The organism is Acetobacter pomorum (genome assembly GCF_002738225.1).
Lineage (GTDB): Bacteria > Pseudomonadota > Alphaproteobacteria > Acetobacterales > Acetobacteraceae > Acetobacter > Acetobacter pomorum.
Window position 1 is genome coordinate 66,099 of the sequence record NZ_PEBQ01000144.1, and the last position, 26,964, is coordinate 93,062.

24 protein-coding genes are annotated in these 26,964 nt (G+C 54.4%); all 24 read left to right on the forward strand.

The window, feature by feature from the left end; all coding sequences use genetic code 11:
* Window positions 1-3 precede the first annotated feature (3 nt).
* The 24 genes from CSR02_RS10480 to rpmC all read left to right on the forward strand — a co-directional run bounded on the left by CSR02_RS10480 (window position 4) and on the right by rpmC (window position 26,960).
* Window positions 4-735 (forward strand): response regulator transcription factor, encoded by a 732-nt coding sequence (locus CSR02_RS10480; RefSeq protein WP_042786759.1) that lies wholly within the window; start codon window positions 4-6, stop codon window positions 733-735.
* Window positions 722-2,113: a sensor histidine kinase gene (locus CSR02_RS10485; RefSeq protein ID WP_099541609.1), complete on the forward strand. Its 1,392-nt coding sequence runs from the start codon at window positions 722-724 to the stop codon at window positions 2,111-2,113. Before CSR02_RS10480 ends, CSR02_RS10485 begins: the two co-directional genes overlap by 14 nt.
* A gap of 97 nt (window positions 2,114-2,210) precedes the next feature.
* Window positions 2,211-5,384, forward strand: coding sequence for an efflux RND transporter permease subunit (locus CSR02_RS10490; protein ID WP_042786757.1), 3,174 nt, complete (start codon window positions 2,211-2,213; stop codon window positions 5,382-5,384).
* Window positions 5,381-6,730, forward strand: coding sequence for an efflux RND transporter periplasmic adaptor subunit (locus CSR02_RS10495; RefSeq protein ID WP_099541610.1), 1,350 nt, complete (start codon window positions 5,381-5,383; stop codon window positions 6,728-6,730). The genes CSR02_RS10490 and CSR02_RS10495 overlap by 4 nt, the downstream gene beginning before the upstream one ends.
* Window positions 6,727-8,337: an efflux transporter outer membrane subunit gene (locus CSR02_RS10500; RefSeq protein ID WP_099541611.1), complete on the forward strand. Its 1,611-nt coding sequence runs from the start codon at window positions 6,727-6,729 to the stop codon at window positions 8,335-8,337. The genes CSR02_RS10495 and CSR02_RS10500 overlap by 4 nt, the downstream gene beginning before the upstream one ends.
* Before the next feature lie 104 nt (window positions 8,338-8,441).
* Window positions 8,442-8,876, forward strand: coding sequence for a 50S ribosomal protein L11 (gene rplK / locus CSR02_RS10505; protein WP_003622680.1), 435 nt, complete (start codon window positions 8,442-8,444; stop codon window positions 8,874-8,876).
* A gap of 4 nt (window positions 8,877-8,880) precedes the next feature.
* Window positions 8,881-9,573, forward strand: coding sequence for a 50S ribosomal protein L1 (rplA, locus tag CSR02_RS10510; RefSeq protein ID WP_042786754.1), 693 nt, complete (start codon window positions 8,881-8,883; stop codon window positions 9,571-9,573).
* Between the two features lie 279 nt (window positions 9,574-9,852).
* Window positions 9,853-10,371 (forward strand): 50S ribosomal protein L10, encoded by a 519-nt coding sequence (gene rplJ, locus CSR02_RS10515; RefSeq protein ID WP_042786753.1) that lies wholly within the window; start codon window positions 9,853-9,855, stop codon window positions 10,369-10,371.
* A 100-nt stretch (window positions 10,372-10,471) separates the two neighbouring features.
* Window positions 10,472-10,846, forward strand: a complete 375-nt coding sequence (gene rplL / locus CSR02_RS10520; protein WP_003622688.1) for a 50S ribosomal protein L7/L12 — start codon at window positions 10,472-10,474, stop codon at window positions 10,844-10,846.
* 218 nt (window positions 10,847-11,064) lie between these two features.
* The gene (rpoB, locus tag CSR02_RS10525) at window positions 11,065-15,237 is read left to right on the forward strand and encodes a DNA-directed RNA polymerase subunit beta (protein ID WP_042786752.1); all 4,173 of its coding nucleotides are present in this window, start codon (window positions 11,065-11,067) and stop codon (window positions 15,235-15,237) included.
* Between the two features lie 93 nt (window positions 15,238-15,330).
* Entirely contained in the window at window positions 15,331-19,506 is a 4,176-nt protein-coding gene (gene rpoC / locus CSR02_RS10530; RefSeq protein WP_042786751.1) for a DNA-directed RNA polymerase subunit beta', read from the forward strand.
* A gap of 338 nt (window positions 19,507-19,844) precedes the next feature.
* Window positions 19,845-20,216, forward strand: a complete 372-nt coding sequence (gene rpsL, locus CSR02_RS10535; RefSeq protein WP_003622698.1) for a 30S ribosomal protein S12 — start codon at window positions 19,845-19,847, stop codon at window positions 20,214-20,216.
* 14 nt (window positions 20,217-20,230) lie between these two features.
* The gene (gene rpsG, locus CSR02_RS10540; protein WP_006116053.1) at window positions 20,231-20,707 is read left to right on the forward strand and encodes a 30S ribosomal protein S7; all 477 of its coding nucleotides are present in this window, start codon (window positions 20,231-20,233) and stop codon (window positions 20,705-20,707) included.
* Between the two features lie 90 nt (window positions 20,708-20,797).
* A complete protein-coding gene (gene tuf, locus CSR02_RS10545; RefSeq protein ID WP_042786750.1) occupies window positions 20,798-21,988 on the forward strand; it encodes an elongation factor Tu in 1,191 nt (396 codons plus the stop codon).
* A 108-nt stretch (window positions 21,989-22,096) separates the two neighbouring features.
* Complete coding sequence (gene rpsJ / locus CSR02_RS10550) at window positions 22,097-22,405, forward strand: 30S ribosomal protein S10 (RefSeq protein ID WP_007282720.1); 309 nt, start codon at window positions 22,097-22,099, stop codon at window positions 22,403-22,405.
* A gap of 10 nt (window positions 22,406-22,415) precedes the next feature.
* A complete protein-coding gene (rplC, locus tag CSR02_RS10555) occupies window positions 22,416-23,099 on the forward strand; it encodes a 50S ribosomal protein L3 (RefSeq protein ID WP_003622704.1) in 684 nt (227 codons plus the stop codon).
* Window positions 23,100-23,103: 4 nt separating this feature from the next.
* The gene (gene rplD, locus CSR02_RS10560; RefSeq protein WP_003622706.1) at window positions 23,104-23,718 is read left to right on the forward strand and encodes a 50S ribosomal protein L4; all 615 of its coding nucleotides are present in this window, start codon (window positions 23,104-23,106) and stop codon (window positions 23,716-23,718) included.
* Entirely contained in the window at window positions 23,715-24,050 is a 336-nt protein-coding gene (locus CSR02_RS10565; protein ID WP_003622708.1) for a 50S ribosomal protein L23, read from the forward strand. Before rplD ends, CSR02_RS10565 begins: the two co-directional genes overlap by 4 nt.
* A 16-nt stretch (window positions 24,051-24,066) precedes the next feature.
* Window positions 24,067-24,897 carry a 50S ribosomal protein L2 gene (gene rplB, locus CSR02_RS10570; RefSeq protein WP_003628218.1) on the forward strand — a complete coding sequence of 277 codons (831 nt, stop codon included), beginning with the start codon at window positions 24,067-24,069 and terminating at the stop codon, window positions 24,895-24,897.
* Between the two features lie 13 nt (window positions 24,898-24,910).
* A complete protein-coding gene (gene rpsS / locus CSR02_RS10575) occupies window positions 24,911-25,189 on the forward strand; it encodes a 30S ribosomal protein S19 (protein WP_012812769.1) in 279 nt (92 codons plus the stop codon).
* Window positions 25,190-25,195: 6 nt separating this feature from the next.
* Window positions 25,196-25,606: a 50S ribosomal protein L22 gene (rplV, locus tag CSR02_RS10580; protein WP_003622713.1), complete on the forward strand. Its 411-nt coding sequence runs from the start codon at window positions 25,196-25,198 to the stop codon at window positions 25,604-25,606.
* A gap of 3 nt (window positions 25,607-25,609) precedes the next feature.
* Window positions 25,610-26,287: a 30S ribosomal protein S3 gene (gene rpsC, locus CSR02_RS10585; protein ID WP_042786749.1), complete on the forward strand. Its 678-nt coding sequence runs from the start codon at window positions 25,610-25,612 to the stop codon at window positions 26,285-26,287.
* Window positions 26,288-26,305: 18 nt separating this feature from the next.
* Window positions 26,306-26,722 carry a 50S ribosomal protein L16 gene (gene rplP / locus CSR02_RS10590; RefSeq protein ID WP_035351612.1) on the forward strand — a complete coding sequence of 139 codons (417 nt, stop codon included), beginning with the start codon at window positions 26,306-26,308 and terminating at the stop codon, window positions 26,720-26,722.
* Between the two features lies 1 nt (window position 26,723).
* Window positions 26,724-26,960 carry a 50S ribosomal protein L29 gene (gene rpmC / locus CSR02_RS10595; RefSeq protein ID WP_003622719.1) on the forward strand — a complete coding sequence of 79 codons (237 nt, stop codon included), beginning with the start codon at window positions 26,724-26,726 and terminating at the stop codon, window positions 26,958-26,960.
* The last annotated feature ends 4 nt before the right edge of the window (window positions 26,961-26,964 follow it).

Here is a 26,964-nt window from a genome sequence, read left to right on the forward strand (position 1 = left end):
CAGATGAATGGAACAGTAGATATGCTTAAGGAAGACGCCGATTTTTTCTCACCCAACGGGAAAACGGTGCTTCTGGTGGAAGATGATGGCGCAATAGCCGAGGAAATTGCAGCTGAACTGACAGCGCGCGGTTTTAAGGTGCAGCATGAGGCCACGGGGGATGCCGGGCTGGAGGCCGCCTTGCGCGCAGAAGCGGACGTTATGGTGGTGGATCGGCTTTTGCCGGGTCTGGATGGCTTGAGCGTGATAGAAACCATGCGCCAGCAGGGTATTCGCCTGCCAGTGCTGGTGCTTTCCGCCCTTTCCGCCGTGGATGACCGGGTGACAGGGCTTAAAGCCGGTGGTGATGATTATCTGACCAAGCCTTTTGCCATAGAGGAACTGGTGGCCCGCATAGAGGCCCTGCTGCGCCGGCCAGATGATACACGCAGCACCAAACTGCATCTGGGCCCGATTGAAATGGACCTGATTGAGCGGCGTGTCTGGCGCAATGGGCGGGAAATAGAGCTGCTACCGCGGGAATTCCGTTTGCTTGAATATCTTATGCGCAGGCCGGGGCAGGTGCTCACCCGCTCCATGCTGCTGGAGGATGTGTGGCAGTATCGGTTCATTCCGCGCACCAATCTGGTGGATGTGCATATCGGCAAGCTGCGCCGCAAAATTGATGGGCCGGGAGAGGAACCGCTGATCGAGAGTATTCGCGGAACGGGATTCCGGCTGCGTGTTCCTGACTGAGCTTTTTCGCACAGCCACATTTCGTATCACCCTTATGGCGCTGGCCGCCATGGCTGGGGTGATGGTCATGCAGTTTGGTCTGGTTTACGCCCAGCTTGAGGCTGTGGAATCGCGCCGCTCCACTGAGTTGCTGAAAGGCGAGGCCGAACTGCTGGCCCAGATGTCTCCTGAGCATCTGGAATATGTTATCCGCCGCCGCGCTACAGATGATCTGCGCCTTATTATTAACAGTGCCGGGCTGTTTGATTCCGGGCATGCACTTATTGCGGGGGATCTGCGCACATGGCCCAAGGGGCTTAAGGCAGATGGCAAACCCCATAATGTGGAAATCTACCCAGAAGAAGGGGATTCGTACCCTTTGCGGGTGCTGGCGGAAAAACTGCCAGATGGCACCATTCTGGTTCTGGGGCGCAGTTTCCACCTTCTGTCCGAACAAAAGCTCATGCTGCGCCACACCATGCTGGTGGCGGCTGTTCCCACATTTGTGTTTGCGCTGTTTCTGGGCATCGTGCTTAGCCACCGTGCACTTTCCCGCGTGAAGGAAATGCACGAGGCCATAGACCGCATTATGGCCGGTGATATCCATGAACGTCTGCCTGCCGCCAAGGAGCGGGATGATCTGGAACGTCTGGCTGGCAGCGTAAACCGTATGTTGGACCGGCTAGAACGGCTGATGGATGACATGCGCGAAGTGGGAAATGATATTGCGCATGATCTGCGCACGCCACTTTCTCGCGTGCGGGCCCGGCTGGAGCGCGCTCTTTCCACCCCTGCCGGGTCGCAGGCTCTGGAAGCAGCGGTCGGCCGCGCGGTGGATGATCTGGACCAGTGTTTAGGCATTATTACGGCGTTGCTACGCATTGCGGAAATTGAAAATAGCCGCAGGCAGGCAGGCTTTGGGCAGGTGCTTTTGGCCGATCTGGTGACAGACGTATTTGATTTGTATGAACCCATAGCTGAAATGGAAGATAAAGTGCTGGTGGCAAAGGAGGGCGAGGCCCCTTGCTTTGTATGGGGGGACCGGCACTTGTTGATCGAGCTTCTGGCCAATCTGGTTGATAACGCAATTAAGTTTACACCACAGGGCGGTCGTATTATTTTGGGATCGCAACGAATCAACGGTGCAGCGTCTCTGTTTGTCATGGATACGGGCGTGGGTATTGCACCGGCAGAAAGAAAAGCCGTGCTTTCGCGCTTTTATCGGTCAGACAAAAGCCGTCATGTGCCTGGTAGCGGGCTGGGGCTGAGCCTGGTGTGCGCTATAGCGCATTTGCACGAAGCCCATGTCACGATCGAGACAGGCCCCGAAGGTACGGGCACCTGTTTTAGAATTACCTTTCCATCCGCTTTTTTACAAAAGGTTGAAGATTGCACGTAATGATGTTGGCGGGCAGCAGATATGTATGTAACCATAAAACCATGCCAAATCTGCTTGTCTGCAATGCAGCGTCTCTAACTGTGCAAGGTTGGAGCGCATGAACGAAATTGTCGTTACCGCGCTTAAAAAGCCGTATACGTTTGTGGTGCTTTCCATCCTGATTCTGGTGTTCGGAATCAGGGGGATATTCAATACCCCCACAGACGTTTTTCCCAGTATCCGTATCCCAGTTGTGGCAGTGGTCTGGACCTATACGGGCCTGATGCCAGAGGATATGTCTGGCCGCGTGGTGTATTATTACGAGCGCGCCCTGACCGCGACCGTGAATAATATCGAGCATATCGAGAGCCAGTCGTATTACGGCCGTGGGATTGTGAAGATCTACTTCCAGCCCGGTACGGATACATCTGTGGCGCAAACCCAGATTACCTCGGTATCGCAGACAGTTATCAAGCAGATGCCCACAGGCTCTACGCCACCGCTGGTGCTGGCTTATAATGCGTCTTCTGTGCCGGTTGTCACGTTGCAGGTGTCTTCCACCTCCATGACAGCCTCACAGATTTACGACATGTCCTCCAACCTCATCCGCCCGGCGCTTGTTTCCGTGGCGGGGGCTGCCATTCCCAATCCTTATGGGGGGCAGCCGGGTAATATCATGGTGGATCTGGACCCGGTTAAGCTGCTGGCGCATCGGCTTTCTCCGGTAGATGTCTCGCGCGCGCTGAATAGCCAGAACATTGTGCTGCCAGCGGGTGACCAGCGCATTGGCCCGTTTGACTGGATGGTTCAGACCAACGCCTCTCCCAAGAATATGGAAGAGCTGAACATGATCCCCATCAAACAGGTGGGGGATGCGGTGGTGCGCTTGCAGGATGTGGCGTGGGTGCATGCAGGTGGCCCACCACAAACCAACCTTGTGCTGGTTAAAGGGCAGCAGGGTGTTCTGATCGTCATTATGAAAAGCGGCGATGCCTCTACGCTGGATGTTGTGGCGGGGGTTAAAAAGCTGCTGCCGGGCATTGTGAAAACTCTGCCCGAAGGTGTGAGCATCAAGATTTTGAATGATGCCTCCACCTTCGTGAAGGAATCCGTGCAGGACGTGGTGCGTGAAATGCTGACGGCCGCGTGCCTGACCGGGCTTGTGGTGTTGCTGTTTCTGGGCTCCTGGCGTTCCACTGTTATTATTGCCACATCCATTCCACTGGCCATGCTGTGTTCCGTTATCGGGCTGGGCTGGGCTGGGCAGACCATTAACGTCATGACACTGGGTGGCTTGGCGCTGGCCGTGGGGATTCTGGTGGATGACGCCACGGTGATGATCGAGAATATTGATGCGCATCTTGAGATGGAGAAGGATCTGGAAACGGCCATTATTGATGCCGCCAACCAGATTGTTATTCCCACCTTTGTCTCCACCATGTGCATCTGTATTGTGTGGATGCCGCTGTTCCAGCTGACAGGTGTTGCGGGCTGGCTGTTTATGCCAATGGCAGAAGCCATCATTTTCGCCATGATTGCCTCTTTCATCCTGTCCCGAACACTGGTGCCCACCATGGCTAAATACATGCTGGCGGCACAGGTGGCGGCGCATGCGCATGGCTCGCAGGAACCCAAAACTATTTTTGGCCGCTTTCAGCGTGGGTTTGAGCATAAGTTTGAGCAGTTCCGGCACCGTTATCATGAGTTGCTGTCTCATCTGGTGGCAACGCGCGGCACTTTTGTGCCAGTGTTTGTGTTGTGCTCGCTTGGTTCCTTGGGGCTACTGTTCTTTGTGGGGCAGGATTTCTTTCCTGAAGTGAACTCGGATGCCATTGCCCTGCATATGCGTGCACCCATTGGCACAAGGCTGGAGGAATCCGGCAAGATTTCTCAGCTTGTGAATGATGAGATTGAACGCACACTGCCGGGGCAGGTGGAAGGGCTGGTTGATAACTGCGGCCTGCCATTCAGTCCGCTGAATCAGGCTTATATTCCAACGCCCACAGTGGGTACGCAGGATTGCGATATTACGGTTTCGCTTAAAAATCCGGCATCCCCTGTGGCGGAATATCGGCGGCTTTTGCGCCATAACCTCAACATGAAGTTTCCCGGCACGCAGTTCTCCTTCCTGCCGGGGGATCTGACAGCCAAAATCCTGAACTTTGGTTTGCCATCTCCCATTGATGTGCAGGTGATCGGGCGCAACCTTTCGGAAAACTTCCGTTTTGCAAACCGGCTGGCGGAACGTCTGCGTCATGTTACGGGCCTGACAGACGTGTTTGTGCAACAGCCCATGACAACGCCAACCCTGATGGTGAATACCCGGCGTACCTACGCGCTGGGTACCGGTATTACAGAAGCCGATGTTGCCAATAACGCACTGGTTTCTCTGTCTGGCAGTTCTCAGGTGGGGCAGGTGTACTGGCTGGATACCAAAACCGGCGTTTCGCATCTGATTGATATCCAAACGCCAGCGCCATTCCTCCAGACCATGAATGATCTGGAAATCACGCCTGTTGATAAAGGAGATGGCAACCCATCGGGGCAGGACCCGCAGATTCTGGGGGGGCTGAGCAAGATTGATCAGATCGGCACCCCGGCGGAGGTGGCGCATTACAACATCATGCCGGTGTTTGATATTTACGCCACAAATGAGGGGATAGACCTCGGCACCGTCTCACGCGAGGTATCGCGGATTGTTGAGGAAGTGCAGGGTGATCTGCCGCATGGTTCCTCCCTCAGTGTGTTGGGGCAGGCGGTCACCATGAACAGTGCCTATGTTCAGTTGCTGGGTGGTTTGGCCATGTCTGTGCTGTTGGTTTACCTGCTGATTGTGGTGAACTTTCAGTCTTGGTTGGACCCGTTCATTATCATCACCGCGTTGCCCGGTGCGCTGGCAGGTATTTCATGGAGCCTGTTTCTTACGCACACCACGCTTTCCGTGCCAGCACTTACGGGGGCCATTATGTGCATGGGCACGGCCACGGCCAACGCCATTCTGGTGGTGGCTTTTGCGCGTGAACGGCTGGAAGAACATGGAGATGCCATTCAGGCTGCGCTGGAAGCCGGATTTGAGCGGATTCGCCCCGTGCTGATGACAGCTTCTGCCATGATTATCGGCATGTTGCCCATGTCTTTAAGCAATTCGCAAAATGCACCGTTGGGTAAGGCTGTTATGGGGGGGCTGATGGTGGCAACGGTTGCCACCCTGCTGTTTGTGCCCTGCGTATTTGCCATGCTGCACACACGTAAAAAACCGCATGAAACCGAACAAGAGGAAGCTGCCGCATGACCCAAGAGCATCCAGACGCTTCAGGGCCTCACTCCGCCAAGCCGGCTGGCAGCGCACGTAAACGCAAGATCGGGTTTGTGGCTGTTGGCGGTGTTGCCATTCTGCTGGCCGTGGTGGGTATTGTGCAACGCCATACGCAATACGTTAATCTGGCGCATGAAACGGCACATAACGCTATTCCTTCCGTGCAGATTATTTACCCGCAGCCGGGGCCAGATGAGCGCACGCTTTCTCTGCCAGCCAATATAGCGGCGTGGTATCAGGCCCCTATTTATGCGCAGGTCTCTGGCTACGTGAAAATGTGGTACAAGGATTTTGGCGCAAAGGTAAAAGCGGGTGATGTGCTGGCGGAAATTGATACGCCAGGGCTGGATGCCCAATATGCCGCTGCCAAAGCCAATTTGAATGTGGCGCTGGCACGGTACAAGCTGGCCCAGATTACAGCAAAACGCTGGAAGGCCCTGCAAGGCACACAGGCTGTTTCTCAACAGGAAGTGGATGTGCAGGCCGCCAATGCCGAAGCCCAGAAGGCCGAGGTGGAAGCCGCCCAGCATGAGGTAGAGCGTTACGCAGCCCTTGAAGCCTTTAAGAAAATTGTGGCGCCATTTGATGGCGTTGTGACATCACGTTTCGCAGATGTGGGGGACTACGTTAACGCCGGGCGAGGGGATGTAGATGCCCACGGTAATGCCACCGAACTGTTTAGTGTGGCAGATGTACATGCCATGCGTGTGTTTGTGGCCGTGCCGCAGGATTATGCCGATATCATTTCCCCGCGGCTGGAGGCGGATCTCAGTATTCCGCAATATCCTGAACGCACATTCCGGGCGCATTTTCTGGCTACGGCATCGGCCTTTAATGCGTCCACCCGCACTGTTACAACGGAACTGACGCTGGATAACAAATCTGGAGAGCTCTGGCCCAATTCTTACGCCACGGCCACGTTTCATGCACCGGGTGATACGGATGAGCTGATTCTGCCTCTTGGCGCCATTGTGTTCAGGGCGGAGGGCACGCAGGTTGCCGTGGTGGATGATACCAACCACGTGCATCTGGTGGGTGTTACACTTGGCACCAATTTTGGCACAACGGTGCAGATTCTGCGTGGCGTGAAAAAAACGGATCGTGTGATTAACAACCCGTCTGCTGGCCTGCTGGATGGGCAGGAAGTGCGCATTGTTAAAGGCACACCCGGCTATAACATGCCCAGCATGCCGCCTGCTGCCCAAAAGCTGGAACCCAAAAAGCCAGTCCCTCCAGTCAAATCATCCGAGGTGGAGGATGATGATACCCGTGCCATGCCTGATGATACAGCAGATATGTCTGAAGCCGGGGCTCGTCCATGAGGAAGGGATATGTTCTGCCCCGTAAAGCCACACATATTCTGCTGGTAGGGATGGCTGTATCCGGCCTAGTAGGCTGTGATATGGCGCCGCGCTATAAGCCCGCAAAATTTGTGCTGCCAGATAACTGGAGTGGGCAGGGGGTGATGAAGCCCGCACGCCCATCGGATGACGCCATTCGGGCTGATTGGTGGACCATGCTGGGAGACCCGGAACTCAACCAGCTGGAAGATCAGGCCATGCGCCTGAACCCGGATTTGCAGGCGCAGGCTGAGGTGTTCATGCAATCGCGCGATATGGCGGCGGAAGCCAAATCCCACCTTTATCCGCAGTTGAACGGGGCGGCGAGTGGGGCAAAATACAAAGGCTCCCAACACAGGCTATGGCGCGGGGCCGGGGCAACCGGGCCCATGTATATGTCTTCCGAGCAGTATTCCGCGACCGCCACGTGGGAGCCGGATTTCTGGTCTGCCATCCGTAACCGTATTCGTATGGCTAAGCAGGGCGTGCAGGAAGATGCTGCAAATTATGCTTCTGCCCGCTTGAGCTTACAGGCCGAACTGGCATCGGATTACGTTATTCTGCGTGGGCTGGATGCGCAGGATGCCGTGTATAAGGATTCCATCCGGTATTATCAGACAGCCGTGCAGGTTACGCGCATGCGTCTGGCAGGGGCAATTGCACCAGGCATGGATGTATCGCGTGCAGAAGCTCAGCTTTATACCACGCAGGCGCAGGAAACAGACATTCGCACCCAGCGTGATGTCATGGAACATGCCATTGCCGTGCTGGTCAATCAGGCGCCAGCCACGTTCCATATAGCACCGGTAACAAAGCTGACGTTTGAGGAAAAAGATCCACCCGTAGCGCTGCCGTCTACCTTGCTGGAACGCAGGCCGGATATTGCTGCGGCAGAGCGGCGCATGGCACAGGCCAACCGAGCCATTGGCGTATCACGCGCAGCCTTTTACCCGCATGTTACATTTAATGCCATGACAGGCTTTATGGATAACGGGTTTGATCTGGCCTCGCTTTACAATGCCATGTACCAGTTTGGCGCGCAGGCGGTGCTTCCGTTGTTTCAGGGTGGTTTGCGGCGTGCGGAATTGCAGCGCACATGGTCAAGTTACCGGCAAACAGAAGATCTTTACCGCAGCACGGTGTTAGATGCTTTTCAGGAAGTGGAAGACAATCTGACACGCACCAATCGTTTGAAAACCGAGGTCAAGCAGGAAAGCAGCGCCGTGGATGCCGCTTTGCGCACGCAGGGCATGACAATGGCGCTGTATACCGGCGGCCTGACCAATTATCTGGATGTTGTGGTGGCACAGGTGGCCGCACTGAATGCCCGCATTGCGCTGGTGCAGGCGCAAACCCGGCAGGTAGATGCGCGCGTGCAGCTTGTGCGTGCCCTTGGGGGTGGCTGGTCCCGCGCGCAGTTGCCGCATGGTGAGGAAACCATTATGCCGTTCAAGCCCTTGCAGTATGAAAACCTGCGCCATGCAGCACCCTTGGGTGGGATCAGCACGCAGGTGGATCCGGTTTCCAATGATCTGACAGGCGGCATGAAAAACACACAACCTCTTGACACGCAGCCAACACCCCGGTAAGCGCGGCACTTCTGATCGGAACGCGGGAGATTCTTGTCTGCGCCCTGTGCGTGGTGTGGAATCGGGAGAACCGCGGTCCGGGTTCATTTTGAGGAGTCCCGGATATGGCCAAAAAAGTTGTTGGCTACATCAAACTTCAGATCCCCGCTGGTAAGGCTAATCCTTCCCCGCCGGTTGGTCCGGCACTGGGTCAGCGCGGTCTGAACATCATGGAATTCTGTAAGGCATTTAATGCTAAGACCCAGGGTCTTGAGCCAGGTATGCCGATTCCGGTAGTTATCACCGCATATGCAGACCGTACATTCAGCTTCATCACCAAAACCCCGCCGAACACCTATTTCCTGCTGAAGGCCGCCAAGATTTCCAAGGGCAGCCAGACAGTTGGTAAGGGTGGAAGCGTTGGTAAGGTGACCATGAGCCAGCTTCGTGAAATTGCTGAACAGAAGCAGCAGGACATGAATGCAAACGATCTGGATGGCGCAGTGCGCATGCTGATCGGCTCTGCCCGCTCCATGGGCATTGATGTGGTGGAGGGCTAATATCATGGCAAAGAACAAGCGTATTGCTGCTGCACGTGCCAAGATTGAAGCTGGCAAAGCTTACGGTGTTGATGAAGCTGTTGCGCTGGTAAAAAGCAACGCAACGGCCAAGTTTGATGAAACCGTTGAAATTGCACTGAACCTGGGTATTGACCCGCGTCATGCAGACCAGATGGTGCGTGGTTTTGTTTCCCTGCCGAACGGCACGGGCAAAACCCTGCGCGTTGCCGTGTTTGCGCGTGGCCCGAAAGCTGAAGAAGCTCAGGCTGCTGGTGCGGACATTGTGGGCGCAGAAGACCTGATGGAAAAAGTGCAGGCTGGCGAAATCAACTTCGACCGCTGCATTGCAACGCCTGACATGATGGCTCTGGTTGGTCGTCTGGGTAAGATCCTCGGCCCACGCGGGCTGATGCCGAACCCCAAGCTGGGCACCGTGACCATGAACGTAAAGGGCGCTGTTGAAGCGGCTAAGTCTGGTCAGGTTGAATATCGCGCTGAAAAGAGCGGTATCGTGCATGCAGGCGTTGGCAAGGCTTCTTTCAGCGAAGACAAGCTGATTGAAAACGTGCGTGCATTTATTGATGCCGTGCAGAAGGCCCGTCCGTCTGGTGCAAAGGGTGCTTACATGAAGAAGGGCGCTCTGTCCTCCACCATGGGCCCCGGCGTTCAGCTGGATCTCTCTGCCTTCGCTGGCTGAGAAAGAAATGACACTGCGCTAGCTCTCGGGGTGGCGTGGTGACTGAAGGAGTGGTTTTGCTGCTCCTTCTTCCTGTCCGAGACCGTGCGTAATTTCGGTTTTAAACAACCTTCGGGTTGGCGAACGGTAAGACGGGGATGCTGGTTACAGGTCGTATTTGCGGCACGCCAGATATTCCGTTTCAAGGACAGGCGAGCGGGTTCCGCTATGTATGGCGGAACCTAAAGGGCAACCCGTTCTGTTGGGCGCAAGCTTGATGGAACAAGACGGAGACGGGATTTGAACCGTACGGAAAAGAAGGCCTTTATCGCCTCCCTGGCCGCCGTTTTCGCCCAGACGTCCATGGTTGTGGTCACCCGTAATGACGGGCTGACTGTGGCTGCTGTGACGGAACTGCGGCGTAAGGTGCGTGCAGCGGGTGCGAACTATAAGGTCGCTAAAAACCGGCTGGCAACTCTCGCCCTGGATGGGACCCAGTTCAACGGCATCGCGCCGCTGCTGAAGGGGCCGACTGCGCTTGCGTGGTCTGAAGACCCTGTGGCTGTGGCTAAGGCTGTCGTTGAGTTCGCCAAAACAAATGACAAGCTTGTGCTGCTTGGTGGTTCTCTTGGTTCTCAGGTGCTTGACGCCGAAGGAATCAAGGCTCTGGCCGAGCTGCCGTCTCTTGATGCGCTGCGCGCGCAGCTCGTGGGTCTTATCTCCACGCCAGCTACGCGTATTGCCAGCATTACTCAGGCGCCGGCAGGCCAGCTTGCACGTGTTTTTGGGGCCTATGCCAAAACGGGTGAAGCTGCCTGATTTCATTCCTTCGTATGAGGGAATGTTCAAGAATTTTGCGCTGCCTTCGTGCTTGAAGGTTGCGTTCTGCTAACCAGTATCTATATTAGGAAGTCAAACTATGGCTGATCTTGCTAAGCTTGTTGACGAACTGTCCGCTCTGACCGTTCTTGAAGCTGCTGAACTTTCCAAGCTGCTCGAAGAAAAATGGGGCGTTTCCGCTGCTGCTCCTGTAGCAGTTGCTGCTGCTGCACCTGGTGCTGCTGCTGCTCCGGCTGAAGAAAAGACCGAATTCACGGTTGTTCTGGCCAGCGCTGGCGACAAGAAGATCAACGTGATTAAGGAAATCCGCGGCATCACCGGTCTGGGCCTGAAAGAAGCTAAGGACCTGGTTGAAGGTGCGCCGAAGACCGTTAAGGAAGGCGTCAGCAAGGACGAAGCTGACAAGATCAAAAAGGCTCTTGAAGGCGCCGGGGCAACCGTCGAAGTCAAGTAAGCTTGCCAAATTTCTGATGCATGGCATCAGGGAAATGGAAAAAGGTTTTCGGGTAGGGGCATTGTGCCTCTGCCCGTTTGCCTGTTTCAGGTTGATCTGAAACAGGAGCCGGGTAAAAACCGGTATGGGCTTGAGACCAAGATTAGGTCGGACCATCAGGCTCGCGGGATGACCACGGGCATGATGGTCCGAGATAAATGGGCGGGGCAGGAGCGACGATGAACGCAATCACTAAATCGTTCACAGGACGGAAGCGGATTCGCAAAAGTTTCGGGCGGATTCCCGAAATCGCCCCGATGCCGAACCTGATTGACGTGCAGCGTGCGTCTTACGAGACATTTCTTCAGGCAAATGTATCGCCTGATGCGCGTACTCCAACAGGTTTGCAGGAGGTATTCCGTTCCGTTTTCCCCATCAATGATTTTGCGGGGCGGGGGCGTCTGGAATTCGTCAGTTACGAATTTGAAGAGCCAAAATACGATGTGGAAGAATGCATTCAGCGTGGCCTGACATATGCTGCGCCGCTGAAGGTTATTTTGCGCCTGATCGTGTGGGATGTGGATGAGGATACAGGGTCCCGTTCCATTCGCGATATTAAGGAACAGCCGGTTTATATGGGCGATATGCCGCTCATGACAGATAACGGCACCTTTATCGTAAACGGTACGGAGCGTGTTATTGTCAGCCAGATGCACCGTTCACCCGGTGTGTTCTTTGACCATGATAAGGGTAAAACGCATTCTTCAGGCAAGTATCTGTTTGCCGCGCGTGTCATTCCTTATCGTGGTTCCTGGCTGGACTTTGAGTTTGATGCCAAGGACCTGCTTTACGTTCGTATCGACCGTAAACGTAAGCTGCCTGTTACCACGCTGTTGTATGCGCTTGAAGGTGCTGCATCTGAAGCTGCGCGCAAAGCGAAGGCAGCGGAAGGTGGTGATGTTGATTCCATGGAAATCAAGGGGATGGATGCCAATGAAATCCTCGCCTATTTCTATAAGTCAGTCACCTTTGTAAAAACGCCCAAAGGCTGGGCGCGTCCGTTTGATGCGGATTCCTTCCGTGGTCTTAAATTGCTGGCCCCGCTGGTAGATGCAGAAACCGGTGAAGTGGTGGCGGAAGCTGAAACCAAGCTGACGGCCCGTATGGTGCGCAAGATCGCGGAAAAGACGCGTGAAGTGCTTGTGGGCGAGATTGACCTGCTTGGCCGTTACATTGCTCATGATATCGTCAATATGCAGACTGGCGAAATCTATGGTGAAGCTGGCGAAGAAATTACGGAAGCGCGCCTTGCTGCCTTGGAAGAGGCTGGCATTAAGGAGCTTCCGCTGCTGGCGATTGATGCCGCAAACGGCCCGTGGATCCGTGATACCCTCACAGTAGATAAAAACAGCACGCGTGATGAAGCGCTGATTGATATCTACCGTGTGATGCGCCCTGGTGAGCCGCCAACGGCTGAAACCGCCGAAGCCATGCTGAATGGCCTGTTCTTTGATCCAGACCGTTATGATCTTTCCGCCGTTGGTCGCGTGAAGATGAACATGCGTCTGGATATGGATGTGCCAGACACAGTGCGTGTGCTGCGTAAGGAAGATATTCTGCGCACCATCAAAACGCTGTGTGACCTGAAAGACGGTCGTGGCCAGATTGATGATATTGATAACCTTGGTAACCGCCGTGTTCGCTCGGTTGGTGAGCTGATGGAAAATCAGTATCGCATCGGTCTGCTGCGTATGGAACGTGCCATTCGTGAGCGTATGGGGTCTGTGGATATTGATACGGTCATGCCGCATGATCTGATTAATGCCAAACCTGCTGCCGCTGCTGTGCGTGAGTTCTTCGGGTCTTCCCAGCTCAGCCAGTTTATGGATCAGACCAACCCGCTTTCTGAAGTGACGCATAAGCGTCGTCTGTCAGCGCTTGGCCCGGGTGGTTTGACCCGTGAGCGCGCAGGCTTTGAAGTGCGTGACGTTCACCCAACACATTATGGTCGTATCTGCCCAATTGAAACGCCGGAAGGCCCGAACATCGGTCTGATCAACTCTCTGGCCACTTATGCCAAAGTGAACAAATACGGCTTTATTGAAACACCTTACCGCCTGGTGAAGGATGGTGTGCTGCAGGATGGCTGGAAATACCTCTCCGCTATGGAAGAGGAAAAGCTGGTTGTTGCGCAGGCTGATGCCAAGGTGAATGATCAGGGTGCGCTGACAAGTGATCTGATCTCTGTGCGCCGTAACGGTGATTTCCGTCTGGTGCCCCCAACGGAAGTGACAGCGTGTGACGTTTCTCCCAAGCAGTTGGTGTCTGTTGCTGCGGCTCTTATTCCGTTCCTGGAAAACGATGACGCGAACCGTGCACTGATGGGTTCCAACATGCAGCGTCAGGCTGTGCCGCTGGTGCGTTCCGATGCGCCGTTGGTTGGCACAGGTATGGAAGCTGCTGTGGCGCGTGATTCCGGTGCAACAATTGTTGCCAAGCGCGATGGTATTGTGGACCAGATTGACGGGGCCCGTATTGTGGTGCGTGCCACCAATGCGGCTGGTTCTACGCAGGGTGTGGATATTTACCGTCTGCGTAAATATTCCCGTTCCAACCAGTCCACCTGTATCAACCAGCGTCCGTTGGTGCATGTTGGTGACAACGTGCGGGCAGGCGATATTATTGCCGATGGTCCTTCCACAGAGCTGGGTGAACTGGCGCTGGGCCGTAACGTGCTGGTCGCGTTTATGCCTTGGAATGGCTACAACTTTGAAGACTCCATCCTGATTTCCGAACGGATTGCCAAGGATGACGTTTTCACCTCGATCCATATCGAGGAATTCGAAGTTATGGCCCGTGATACCAAGCTGGGTCAGGAAGAAATCACGCGTGATATTCCGAATGTGGGTGAAGAAGCCCTGCGGAACTTGGATGAAGCTGGCATTGTTTATGTAGGTGCCGAAGTTAATCCGGGTGATATTCTGATCGGTAAGGTGACGCCAAAGGGTGAAAGCCCGATGACACCGGAAGAAAAACTTCTGCGTGCCATCTTTGGTGAAAAAGCCTCCGATGTGCGTGATACGTCCCTGCGTCTGCCGCCTGGCACATCTGGCACTATTGTGGATGTGCGTGTGTTCTCCCGCCGCGGTGTGGATAAAGATGAACGCGCCATGGCGATTGAACGCGCGGAAATCGAACGGCTTGCCAAAGACCGTGACGATGAACGCGCCATTCAGGAACGTTCTTTCTACAGCCGTCTGCGTGAAAAACTGCTGGGGCAGGTTGCTGGTGCCGGGTTCAAGGGGATCCGTTCTGGAACCGAGATCACCGATGCTGTTCTGGATGAACACCCACGGGCTACGTGGCGCCAGATTGTTGTCACTTCTGACAGCGTGATGGCGGAGCTTGAAACCCTGCGGCGTGAATTTGATGCGGCTATTGCACGCATTCAGGCACGTTTTGAAAGCAAGGTTGAAAAGCTGCAGCGTGGTGATGAACTGCCGCCTGGTGTGATGAAGATGGTCAAGGTCTTTGTGGCTGTTAAGCGTAAGCTACAGCCGGGGGATAAAATGGCCGGTCGTCATGGTAACAAGGGTGTGGTGTCTCGCGTTGTTCCCGTGGAAGACATGCCATTTTTGGAAGATGGCACGGCTGTTGATCTGGTGCTGAACCCGCTGGGTGTGCCTTCACGTATGAACGTGGGGCAGATTCTGGAAACCCATCTGGGCTGGGCTTGCGCCAAAATTGGCCGTGGCATTGGCGATATGGTGGATGAATACCAGCGGAATGGCGAAAAACGTCAGGAACTGCTGGACCGCCTGAAAGATGTGTACGGGGATAAGGTTTACAGCGAAGACATTGCGAACATGAGCAATGATGAGCTGGTTGAACTGGCCAATAACCTGCGCAAAGGCGTGCCGATTGCAACGCCGGTGTTCGATGGTGCTTCCATTCCGGATATTGAAGCCATGCTTGAAAAAGCGGGTGTGGATAAATCCGGTCAGTCTCAGTTGATTGACGGGCGCACGGGTGAACCGTTCGAACGTAAAACAACGGTCGGCTACATCTATATGCTCAAGCTGCACCATCTTGTTGATGATAAGATCCATGCACGCTCTATTGGCCCATACTCGCTGGTTACACAGCAGCCTCTGGGTGGTAAGGCGCAGTTTGGTGGTCAGCGCTTTGGGGAAATGGAAGTGTGGGCGCTGGAAGCATACGGTGCAGCTTACACTCTGCAGGAAATGCTGACTGTGAAGTCGGATGACGTTTCTGGCCGAACCAAAGTTTATGAATCCATCGTGCGTGAGCAGGATGATTTTGAGGCCGGTATTCCGGAAAGCTTTAACGTTCTGATCAAGGAGCTGAAGTCTCTGGGTCTGAACGTAGAACTGGAGCAGGGGGCCGAGTGACGGTGAATTTCGCCACCACTATCCGTTCTTATTTCAAAGGGGAGGCCGGGGTAGAAACCTCGGCTCCCCGTTTCCCGCTGGGGGCTTCGGCACATGAATGAGCTCATGAAAATTCTTGGCCAGACCGGCCAGGCGATGACGTTTGACCAGATCAAAATTCAGCTGGCATCGCCCGAACAAATCCGTTCCTGGTCTTATGGCGAAATCAAGAAGCCCGAGACCATCAACTACCGTACATTCAAGCCAGAACGGGATGGCCTGTTCTGCGCGCGTATCTTTGGTCCGATCAAGGACTATGAGTGCCTGTGCGGTAAATACAAGCGGATGAAATTCCGCGGCATTATTTGCGAAAAGTGCGGTGTTGAAGTTACGCTGGCCAAGGTGCGTCGTGAACGCATGGGCCATATTCAGCTTGCCAGCCCGGTTGCCCATATCTGGTTCCTGAAGTCTCTTCCCAGCCGTATCGGCCTGATGGTTGATATGACGCTGAAAGATCTGGAAAAGGTGCTTTACTTTGAAAGCTACCTGGTTCTGGAACCCGGCACATCTCCGCTGAAGCAGTATTCCTTGCTGACAGAAGAACAGTACCTTGATGCCATGGATGAATATGGCGATGAGGGTGTTGAAGTCGGCATTGGTGCAGAAGCTATTAAAAAGGTTCTGGAACGCATTGATTGCGATGCCGAAAAGGTAGAACTGCGCCAGGAACTTAAGGAAACAACTTCAGAAGCCAAGCGCAAAAAGCTTGTTAAGCGCCTGAAGCTGATTGAAGCGTTTGCAGAAAGTGGTTCCCGCCCAGAATGGATGATTCTGGATCTGGTTCCGGTTATTCCACCAGATCTGCGTCCGCTGGTGCCGCTGGATGGTGGTCGTTTTGCAACGTCTGATCTGAACGATCTGTATCGTCGCGTTATCAACCGTAATAACCGTCTGAAGCGCCTGATGGAGCTGCGTGCGCCCGATATTATCGTGCGTAACGAAAAGCGTATGCTTCAGGAAGCTGTGGATGCGCTGTTCGATAACGGGCGTCGTGGCCGGGCTATCACGGGTGCTAACAAGCGTCCGCTGAAATCCCTGTCCGATATGCTCAAGGGTAAGCAGGGTCGTTTCCGTCAGAACCTGCTGGGTAAGCGCGTCGATTACTCTGGCCGTTCCGTTATTGTGGTGGGCCCCGAACTTAAGCTGCATCAGTGCGGTCTTCCCAAGAAGATGGCGCTGGAGCTGTTCAAGCCATTCATCTACGCTAAGCTGGAAAAATACGGCCACGCTACCACCATTAAAGCTGCAAAGCGGATGGTGGAAAAAGAACGTCCCGAAGTTTGGGATATTCTTGAAGAAGTTATCCGCGAACATCCCGTTATGCTCAACCGTGCGCCTACGCTGCACCGTTTGGGTATTCAGGCGTTTGAACCGGTGCTGGTTGAAGGTAAGGCCATTCAGCTGCATCCGCTGGTCTGCACTGCCTTTAACGCAGACTTTGACGGTGACCAGATGGCCGTGCACGTGCCACTGAGCCTTGAGGCCCAGCTTGAAGCGCGCGTGCTGATGATGTCCACCAACAACATCCTCAGCCCGGCAAATGGTAAGCCGATTATCGTGCCTTCTCAGGATATCGTTCTGGGGCTGTATTATCTCAGCCTTGAAACGCCTGAATTCAAGGTAACACCGGATCGTTGCGAATATGACGAGAAAACGGGTGAGCTGACCAAGGAAGGTGCACCTTCTTTCTCTTCCATTGGTGAAGTGGAGTATGCGCTCAGTGCGGGTGCGTTGAAGCTGCATGATAAAATTCGTGCGCGTTTCCAGAAAATCGGCGCTGATGGCAAGGTCACCTATGAAACAGCCGTGACCACACCCGGTCGTGTGCTGATTGCGCAGATTCTGCCGCAGGATGAAGCTGTACCGTTCTCTCTCATCAACCGTCAGCTGACCAAAAAAGCTGTGTCTGATGTGATTGATACGGTGTACCGTCACTGTGGTCAGAAAGAAGCCGTGATTTTCTGTGACCGTCTGATGGCTCTGGGTTTCCGCCACGCTGCAAAAGCCGGTATTTCCTTCGGTAAGGATGACATGATCATCCCGCCCGAAAAGAAAGAACTGGTTGATCGCACAGCCGCCGAAGTGAAAGAGTTTGAGCAGCAGTATCAGGATGGTCTGATTACCGCTGGTGAACGCTACAATAAGGTGGTGGATGCGTGGTCACGTTGCACGGATGAAGTGCAAGCGGCCATGACCAAGGAAATTTCGCATCAGGAAGTTGGTAAGCCCATCAACTCTGTATGGATGATGAGCCACTCCGGGGCACGTGGGTCGCCGGCTCAGATGAAACAGCTGGCCGGGATGCGTGGTCTGATGGCCAAGCCATCTGGTGAAATTATTGAACAGCCGATTATCGCCAACTTTAAAGAAGGCCTGTCGGTTCTCGATTACTTCACCTCCACCCATGGTGCGCGTAAAGGTCTGGCTGATACCGCACTGAAAACCGCTAACTCCGGGTATCTTACCCGTCGTCTGGTGGATGTGGCGCAGGACAGCATCATTATCGAAGAAGATTGCGGTAGTGAACGTGGTCTGACCGTACGCGCAGTTATGGATGGTGGGGAAGTTGTTGCTTCTCTGTCCGAACGTATTCTGGGTCGTACTGTTGCTTCTGATATTGTAGCGCCCGGCACCACTGATGTGATTGTTCCGCGTAATCATCTGATTGATGAAGCAGATGCGGAACGTATTGAAAAATCGGGTGTGGAAACGGTTCATATCCGTTCGGTGCTGACCTGTGATAGCCGCGTTGGTGTGTGTGCCCGCTGCTATGGGCGTGATCTTGCACGTGGCACGCCGGTAAACATTGGTGAAGCTGTAGGTGTTATTGCAGCGCAGTCCATTGGTGAGCCCGGCACACAGCTGACAATGCGTACCTTCCATATTGGTGGCGCAGCGCAGCGTGGTGCGGAACAGTCCATGATCGAAGCCTTGCGTGATGGTAAGGTTGTGATCCGTAACCGTAACGTGGTGCATAACAGCCAGAACGTGCCGATTGTTATGGCACGTAACTGCGAAATTCTTCTGTCTGATGAAAACGGTGTGGAAAAAGCCCGTTATCGTGTGCCGTATGGTGCACGCCTGCTGACAGAAGAAGGTGCAACGGTTGTGCGCGGTCAGAAGCTGGCCGAGTGGGATCCGTACACACTGCCGATCATCACGGAAAAAGCCGGTAAGGTTGAATACCTTGATCTGATTGATTCCATCACGCTTGTTGAGCGTATGGATGAAGTGACCGGCCTGACCTCCAAAGTGGTGGTTGACTATAAGCAGGCAGGCAAGGGGGTAGATCTGCGTCCGCGTCTGCAGCTTAAAGATGCCAACGGCGATGTGGTGAAGCTGGATAACGGTGCAGATGCCCGTTACTTCCTCTCTCCTGAAACGCTTCTGTCTGTTGAAAACGGCACGGAAGTGAACGCGGGTGACGTTTTGGCTCGTCTGCCGCGAGAAGGGTCCAAGACCCGTGATATTACGGGTGGTCTGCCACGTGTGGCTGAACTGTTTGAAGCACGTCGGCCCAAAGATCACGCCATTATCGCGGAAATGGAAGGTCGCGTTGAGTTCGGGAAGGATTACAAATCCAAGCGCCGTGTTATCGTGAAAAACGATGAAACGGGCGAGGAGCAGGAATACCTGATCCCGAAAGGCAAGCACATTTCCGTTCAGGAAGGTGACTTTGTGGAAAAAGGTGATCCGTTGGTCGATGGCCCACGGGTGCCCCACGATATCCTGAAGGTAATGGGTGTTGAGGCACTGTCTGATTATCTGATTAACGAAATTCAGGATGTGTATCGTCTTCAGGGTGTGAAGATTAACGATAAACATATTGAGGTTATCGTGCGTCAGATGCTTCAGAAGGTTGAAATTCTGGAGCCGGGTGACACGACATATCTGATTGGTGAAACTGTTGACCGCATTGAGTTCGAGGCTGAAAATGCCAAGTGCCTCAAGGCGGGTGAACGGCCAGCTCAGGGTATGCCAGTGCTGCAGGGGATTACCAAGGCCTCTCTGCAGACACAGTCCTTTATCTCTGCCGCATCGTTCCAGGAAACCACACGTGTGCTCACGGAAGCTGCTACGGCAGGGAAAGTGGACAAGCTGATGGGCCTGAAGGAAAACGTGATTGTTGGGCGTCTGATCCCGGCAGGTACGGGCAGTGTGATGAAGCGTCTGCGTGCCATTGCTGCAGAGCAGGATCGTCAACGTGTTGGGCGTTCCGCTGCCGAATAAGCGTTACAAATATGCTGCACGAAGGAAGGATCAGGGGAAACTCTGATCCTTTTTTCATGTACAGGCATGCAATCCCCTGAGAATCGCCTGGTAAAACTTGACTTCCCGCAGGGGGAAGGTTAGTTAGCAGCCCTCAGCTCTGGATATCCTTGTGGATAGAAAGAGCAATTAGGTTTTCTGTGTGAGTCTAGCATGCGGTTGGCTTCCGGGGTGGAAGCGGGGCCGGATGCCAATATAGCCCCATACAGGCAAATGCCTGATGGGATCTTTTTTAATGAAAGTCGGCAGTCAGAAATAATGGCTGGCCGGCCGAACTGTGTAAGGATCGGGAAAGGCGCATGCCGACCATCAACCAGCTCATTGCCAAGGGGCGCAAGCCTGCGGTCAAGCGCAACAAGGTGCCCGCGCTGCAAGGATGCCCCCAAAAGCGCGGTGTTTGCACCCGCGTTTATACCACGACGCCAAAAAAGCCGAACTCCGCACTGCGTAAAGTCGCTAAGGTGCGTCTGACGAACGGCTATGAGGTGGTCAGCTATATTCCGGGTGAAGGTCATAACCTTCAGGAACATAGTGTTGTGCTGATCCGCGGCGGTCGTGTGAAGGATTTGCCGGGTGTGCGCTATCACATCCTTCGTGGTGTTCTGGATACGCAGGGTATTGCCAAGCGGCGTCAGCGTCGTTCGCTGTATGGCGCCAAGCGTCCGAAATAAGAGGAAGAACAGGTATGAGTCGCCGTCATCGCGCAGTAAAGCGCGAGATCCTTCCCGATCCGAAATTCGGAGATATCGTTGTCACGCGTTTCATGAATGCGCTGATGTACGATGGTAAGAAGTCTGCTGCAGAAAGAATCGTATACGGTGCGCTGGATGCCATGGTGCGTCGTAGCGGTAACGGTGCAGATGCAGTGGTGCTGTTCCACAGTGCGCTGGATAACGTAAAGCCGGCTGTTGAGGTGCGTTCTCGCCGTGTTGGTGGGGCAACCTACCAGGTGCCGGTTGAAGTTCGCGCAGACCGCCGTCAGGCGTTGGCGATCCGTTGGGTGATTGATGCTGCACGCAAGCGTGGCGAAAACACCATGCAGGATCGGCTTTCCAATGAACTTCTGGATGCTGTCAACAACCGTGGCGCAGCCGTGAAGAAGCGGGAAGATACCCATCGTATGGCGGAAGCTAACAAAGCATTCAGCCACTATCGCTGGTAATGAAAGAAGCTGCTGCATTTCCTCTTGCAGTGAGTTTGCAGGGCTTATAACAACTGCATCCCGAATGGTTTTTGGGGCATGGAGTAAAAAATGGCTAAGGCTAAATTTGAGCGGAATAAACCGCACTGCAACATCGGCACCATTGGTCACGTTGACCATGGTAAGACCTCTCTGACAGCTGCGATCACCAAGACGCTTGCTAAGAAGGGTGGCGCTGAATTTAAGGCGTATGACCAGATCGACGCTGCTCCGGAAGAACGCGCTCGCGGCATCACCATTTCCACAGCTCACGTGGAATATGAAACCGACAAGCGTCACTACGCGCACGTTGACTGCCCCGGACATGCTGACTACGTGAAAAACATGATCACGGGTGCAGCGCAGATGGACGGCGCTATCCTGGTTGTGTCCGCAGCTGACGGTCCGATGCCGCAGACCCGTGAACACATCCTGCTTGCACGTCAGGTTGGTGTGCCGGCTCTGGTTGTCTTCCTGAACAAGGTTGACCAGGTTGACGATCCGGAACTGCTTGAGCTGGTTGAAATGGAAGTTCGTGAACTTCTGTCTTCCTATCAGTTCCCTGGCGACGATGTGCCGATCATCAAGGGGTCCGCTCTGGTAACTCTGGAAGATGGTGATCCGGAAATCGGTGAAAACCGCGTTCGCGATCTGATGGACGCAGTTGATTCCTACATCCCGCAGCCGGAACGTCCGGTTGACCGTCCGTTTCTGATGCCGATTGAAGATGTGTTCTCCATCTCTGGTCGTGGCACCGTGGTGACGGGTCGTGTGGAACGCGGCGTGATCAATGTTGGTGACGAAATTGAAATCGTTGGTCTGAAGCCGACCACGAAGACAACCGTAACCGGTGTTGAAATGTTCCGTAAGCTGCTGGATCGCGGTGAAGCTGGTGACAACATCGGCGCTCTGCTGCGTGGCACGAAGCGTGAAGATGTGGAACGTGGTCAGGTGCTGGCAAAGCCCGGTTCCATCACGCCGCATAAGAAGTTCAAGGCAGAAGCTTACATCCTGACGAAGGAAGAAGGTGGCCGTCATACGCCATTCTTCACCAACTATCGTCCGCAGTTCTACTTCCGTACGACTGACGTGACGGGTGTTGTGCACCTGCCAGAAGGCACCGAAATGGTGATGCCTGGTGATAACTGTGCCATGGAAGTTGAGCTGATTGCTCCAATCGCCATGGATGAAGGTCTGCGTTTCGCTATTCGCGAAGGTGGCCGCACGGTTGGTGCTGGCGTTGTTTCCTCCATCATCGAGTAATCGATAGAGGATCTGAGCCTAAGTGGCCCCGACTGATTGATTTCGGTCGGGGTCTTACTTGGCGGCCGGGAGTTCCCCGGATAAGTAAAGTGTTGGACTAAAAAACAAATGGACAACCAGAACATCCGCATTCGCCTGAAAGCGTACGATCATCGGGTGCTGGATAACAGCACGAAAGAGATCGTGAATACGGCGAAGCGTACGGGTGCGCGGGTTCGGGGTCCTATCCCGCTGCCTACGCATATTGAACGGTTTACGGTTAACCGTTCTCCTCACGTTGATAAGAAGAGCCGCGAGCAGTTCGAAATTCGAACTCATCGCCGTCTGCTCGACATTGTTGAGCCCACTCCGCAGACCGTGGACGCTCTCATGAAGCTCGACCTCGCCGCTGGCGTTGATGTCGAGATCAAACTCTAAGGTCCAGACGATGCGCACCGGATTGATCGCAAAGAAGTTGGGCATGTCCCGACTGTTCAAGGAAGATGGCACGCATGTGCCTGTTACCGTCCTGCATGTTGATGATGTGCAGGTGGTTGATGTCCGTAACCAGGAACGGGATGGCTACGTAGCTGTTCAGCTGGGTATGGGTAAAGCCAAGGTGAAAAACGTAACCAAGCCGAATCGTGGGCATTTTGCACGCACGAAAGTGGAGCCCAAGCAGGCGCTTCGCGAATTTCGTGTAGCTGATGATGCCGCTCTTGAGGTTGGTGCTACCCTTTCAGCTTCGCACTTTGTTGTTGGCCAGAAGGTTGACGTAACGGGTGTAAGCAAAGGTAAGGGATTTGCTGGCGCAATGAAGCGCTGGAATTTTGCTGGTCTTGAAGCCACGCATGGTGTGTCTATTTCGCACCGTTCACATGGTTCGACCGGTAATCGCCAGGATCCCGGCAAGACCTTTAAGAACAAGAAGATGGCTGGTCATCTCGGTGATGAACGCGTGACCACCTTGAATCTGGAAATCGCAGCGGTCGATCCGGAAAAGAACCTGATCATGGTTCGTGGCTCTGTGCCAGGAGCGAAGAACGGTGTTGTTCTGATCCGTGACGCCATTAAAAAAGCCCGCCATGGTGACGCGCCTTATCCGGCCGGCCTCGTGAAGGCGGAGGGCTGAGGTCATGGAAATCGAAATCAAGACGCTAGACAATAGCAGCGCTGGTTCTGCAACGCTTCCGGACGAAATTTTCGCCGTAGCACCGCGTGCAGATATCATGGCTCGCGTTGTGCACTGGCAGCTGGCAAAGCGCCGCGCCGGCACGCACAAGGTGAAGGGCATGGGCGAAGTGTCCGGCACCACCAAGAAGCCGTACCGCCAGAAAGGCACAGGTAGCGCCCGTCAGGGTTCACTGCGTGCACCTCAGTATCGTACTGGTGGCGCCGTGCATGGTCCGGTTGTGCGTGACCATGGTTACGACCTGCCGAAAAAAGTGCGTCGCCTTGGCCTGATCTCTGCGCTTTCTCAGAAGGCAAAAGACGGCAAGCTGATTGTGCTGCAGTCTGCTTCTGGCGTTGATAAAACCAGCGAACTGGCAAAGAAGCTGAAGTCTCTGGGTTGGACATCCGCACTGATCGTGGATGCTGCCGTGGATGAGAACTTCGGTCGTGCCGCCCGTAACCTGCCCAAGATCGACATTCTGCCGACCATTGGTGCGAATGTTTACGACATTCTGAACCACGAGGTGCTTGCTATTACGCAGGCCGGCCTTGAAGGACTGAAGGAGCGCCTGGCATGACGAATATTCTTGCCATTCGCAAGAAAGCCGAGCGTCTTTCCCGTGAAGCGATGTACGACATTGTGCGTACACCTGTGATCACGGAAAAAGCGACGGCGCTTTCTGAAAAGAACCAGGTTGTTTTCAAAGTGGCAATGTCCGCTACGAAGCCTGAAATCAAGGTTGCGGTGGAAACGCTGTTCGGGGTCAAGGTTGTTGGTGTCAACACCTTGGTTCAGAAGGGGAAAACCAAGCGCTTTAAAGGGCGTGTTGGGCAGCGTTCTGACGTGAAGAAGGCGTTCGTTCAGCTTGCGGAAGGTCAGTCCATTGATCTTACCGCCAAGCTGGCGTGACCGAAGGTAGAAATTCATGGCTCTGAAGCACTTTAATCCTGTCACGCCAAGCTTGCGTGGTACGGTGCTGGTTGATCGTGCTGACCTTTGGAAAGGTAAGCCGGTCAAACAGTTGACCGAAGGTAAAAACAAGACAGGTGGCCGTAATAACAACGGTCGCATCACTTCCCGTTTCCGTGGGGGTGGTCATAAGCAGTCTTACCGTTATGTAGACTTCAAACGTCGTAAGTTTGATGTTCTGGGCACGGTAGAACGTCTGGAGTATGACCCGAACCGCACCGCGTTTATTGCGCTGGTGAAGTACGAAGATGGTGAGCTGGCCTATATCCTGGCTCCGCAGCGTCTGAAGGTTGGTGACAATGTCATCGCTGGTGCACGCGTGGATATTAAGCCTGGTAATGCTATGCCACTGGCTTCCATCCCGGTGGGAACGATTATCCATAACATCGAACTGAAGCAGGGTGCAGGCGGTAAGCTGGCACGTTCTGCTGGCACATATGCCCAGCTCGTTGGTAAGGATTCCGGCTACGCCCAGATCAAGCTGCAGTCTGGTGAGCTGCGCGTTGTTCGTGGTGAATGCATGGCAACTGTAGGTGCTGTGTCCAACCCGGATAACATGAACCAGCATATGGGTAAGGCAGGGCGTTCCCGCTGGTTGGGGCGTCGTCCTCACAACCGTGGTGTGGTGATGAACCCTGTTGATCACCCGCATGGTGGTGGTGAAGGCCGTACGTCTGGTGGCCGTCATCCGGTTACGCCGTGGGGCAAGCCAACCAAAGGGTACAAAACTCGGGTCAACAAGCGGACGGACAGTCTGATTATCCGTCGTCGAAAGACCGGCAAGTAAGGGGCAATAGAAGATGGCACGTTCCGTCTGGAAAGGCCCGTTCGTCGACGGGTATCTGCTGAATAAAGCTGAGGTATCCCGCGCGTCGGGTCGTAACGAAGTGATCAAGATCTGGTCACGTCGTTCTACAATTCTTCCGCAGTTCGTCGGTCTGACGTTCGGTGTTTATAACGGTCAGAAGTTCCTGCCCGTACAGGTTACGGAAAACATGGTCGGACATAAGTTCGGCGAATTTTCCCCGACCCGTACGTTCCACGGGCACGGTGCTGACAAGAAGTCTAAGCGGGGCTAAGCAGAGATGAGCAAGCCGAAGCATCCGCGCACACTCGCGGAAACAGAAGCGCAGGCAGTAACGCGCAACATCCGGGTTAGCCCCCGCAAGCTCAACCTTGTGGCCGGCCTGATCCGCAACAAGCCTGCTTCTCAGGCCGTTGCAACGTTGACGTTCTCTAAGCGCCGTATCGCTCAGGAAGTGAAAAAGACGCTGGAAAGCGCAATCGCTAACGCTGAAAACAATCACCAGCTGGACGTTGACCAGCTGGTGGTGAAGACAGCTGAAGTTGGGAAATCCATTGTCATGCGGCGTTTCCATGCCCGTGGCCGTGGGCGTTCTGCTCGCGTTGAAAAGTTTTTCAGTCACCTGAAGATTGTTGTAGCTGAACGGGCTGCTGAGCCTGAAGCAGCTTCTTCCGAACAGAAGGCGGCCTGAGGTATGGGACATAAAGTCAATCCAATCGGGCTGCGGCTCGGTATCAACCGCACTTGGGATAGCCGGTGGTATGCCGATGCCGACTATTCAAAGCTGCTTCATGAAGATCTGAAGCTACGTGCTTTCCTGCGTCGCAAGCTGGCTGGCGCTGGTGTGTCTCGTGTTGTGATCGAACGTCCGGCTAAAAAGCCCCGCGTTACCATTTACGCTGCCCGTCCGGGTGTTGTGATTGGTAAGAAGGGTCAGGACATTGATGCGCTCCGTAAAGAGCTGACACGTATGGCTGGCACGGAAGTTGCGCTGAACATTGTTGAAATCCGCAAGCCGGAAATTGATGCAACCTTGGTTGCAGAAAACATTGCTCAGCAGCTGGAACGCCGCGTGGCTTTCCGTCGTGCCATGAAGCGTGCCGTGCAGTCTGCAATGCGTCTGGGCGCACAGGGTATTCGTATTAACTGCTCTGGTCGTCTTGGTGGTGCAGAAATCGCACGTATCGAATGGTATCGTGAAGGTCGTGTGCCTCTGCACACCCTGCGTGCCGATATCGATTATGGCACAGCCACAGCAAAGACCACCTATGGCACTTGCGGTGTAAAAGTCTGGATCTTCAAGGGCGAAATTCTTGCTCATGATCCGATGGCTCAGGATCGCCGGGCGGCCGAACAGGCTCCTCAGCGCTGAGGAGAGGGATAAAACAACATGCTTTCCCCGAAGCGGACAAAATTCCGTAAAGCCCACAAAGGCCGTATCCACGGCCTTGCAAAAAGTGGCACCACGTTGAACTTCGGTACGTTTGGACTGAAGGCTCTTCAGCCGGAACGTATTACGGCACGCCAGATCGAAGCCTCTCGTCGGGCTATCACACGTGCCATGAAACGTGCAGGTCGCGTCTGGATTCGTATTTTTCCTGACCTTCCGGTCTCGACAAAACCTGCAGAAGTGCGTATGGGCTCCGGTAAGGGTTCCCCTGAATACTGGGTGGCCCGTGTGAAGCCAGGTCGCATTCTGTTCGAGATCGAAGGTGTACCCCCTGAACTGGCGCGTGAAGCGTTGGCTCTCGGTGCAGCAAAACTGCCGATCAAGACCAAGTTTGTGACCCGAATTGGAGATGCGTGAGATGGTAAAGGCAACTAAGCCAGCCGATTTGCGCGCCAAGACTCCAGACGAGCTCGAAGCTCGTCTGGTTGAATTGAAGCGTGAGCAGCTTAATCTGCGTTTCCAGCAGGCCACGGGTCAGACTGAAGCGCAGAGCCGTATGCGTGCGGTGCGTCGTGAGATTGCACGGATCAAGACGATTGCGGTGCAAAATGCAAAGACTGCAGCAGGTGCAAAAACATCTGCTGCCAATGCCTGAGGAG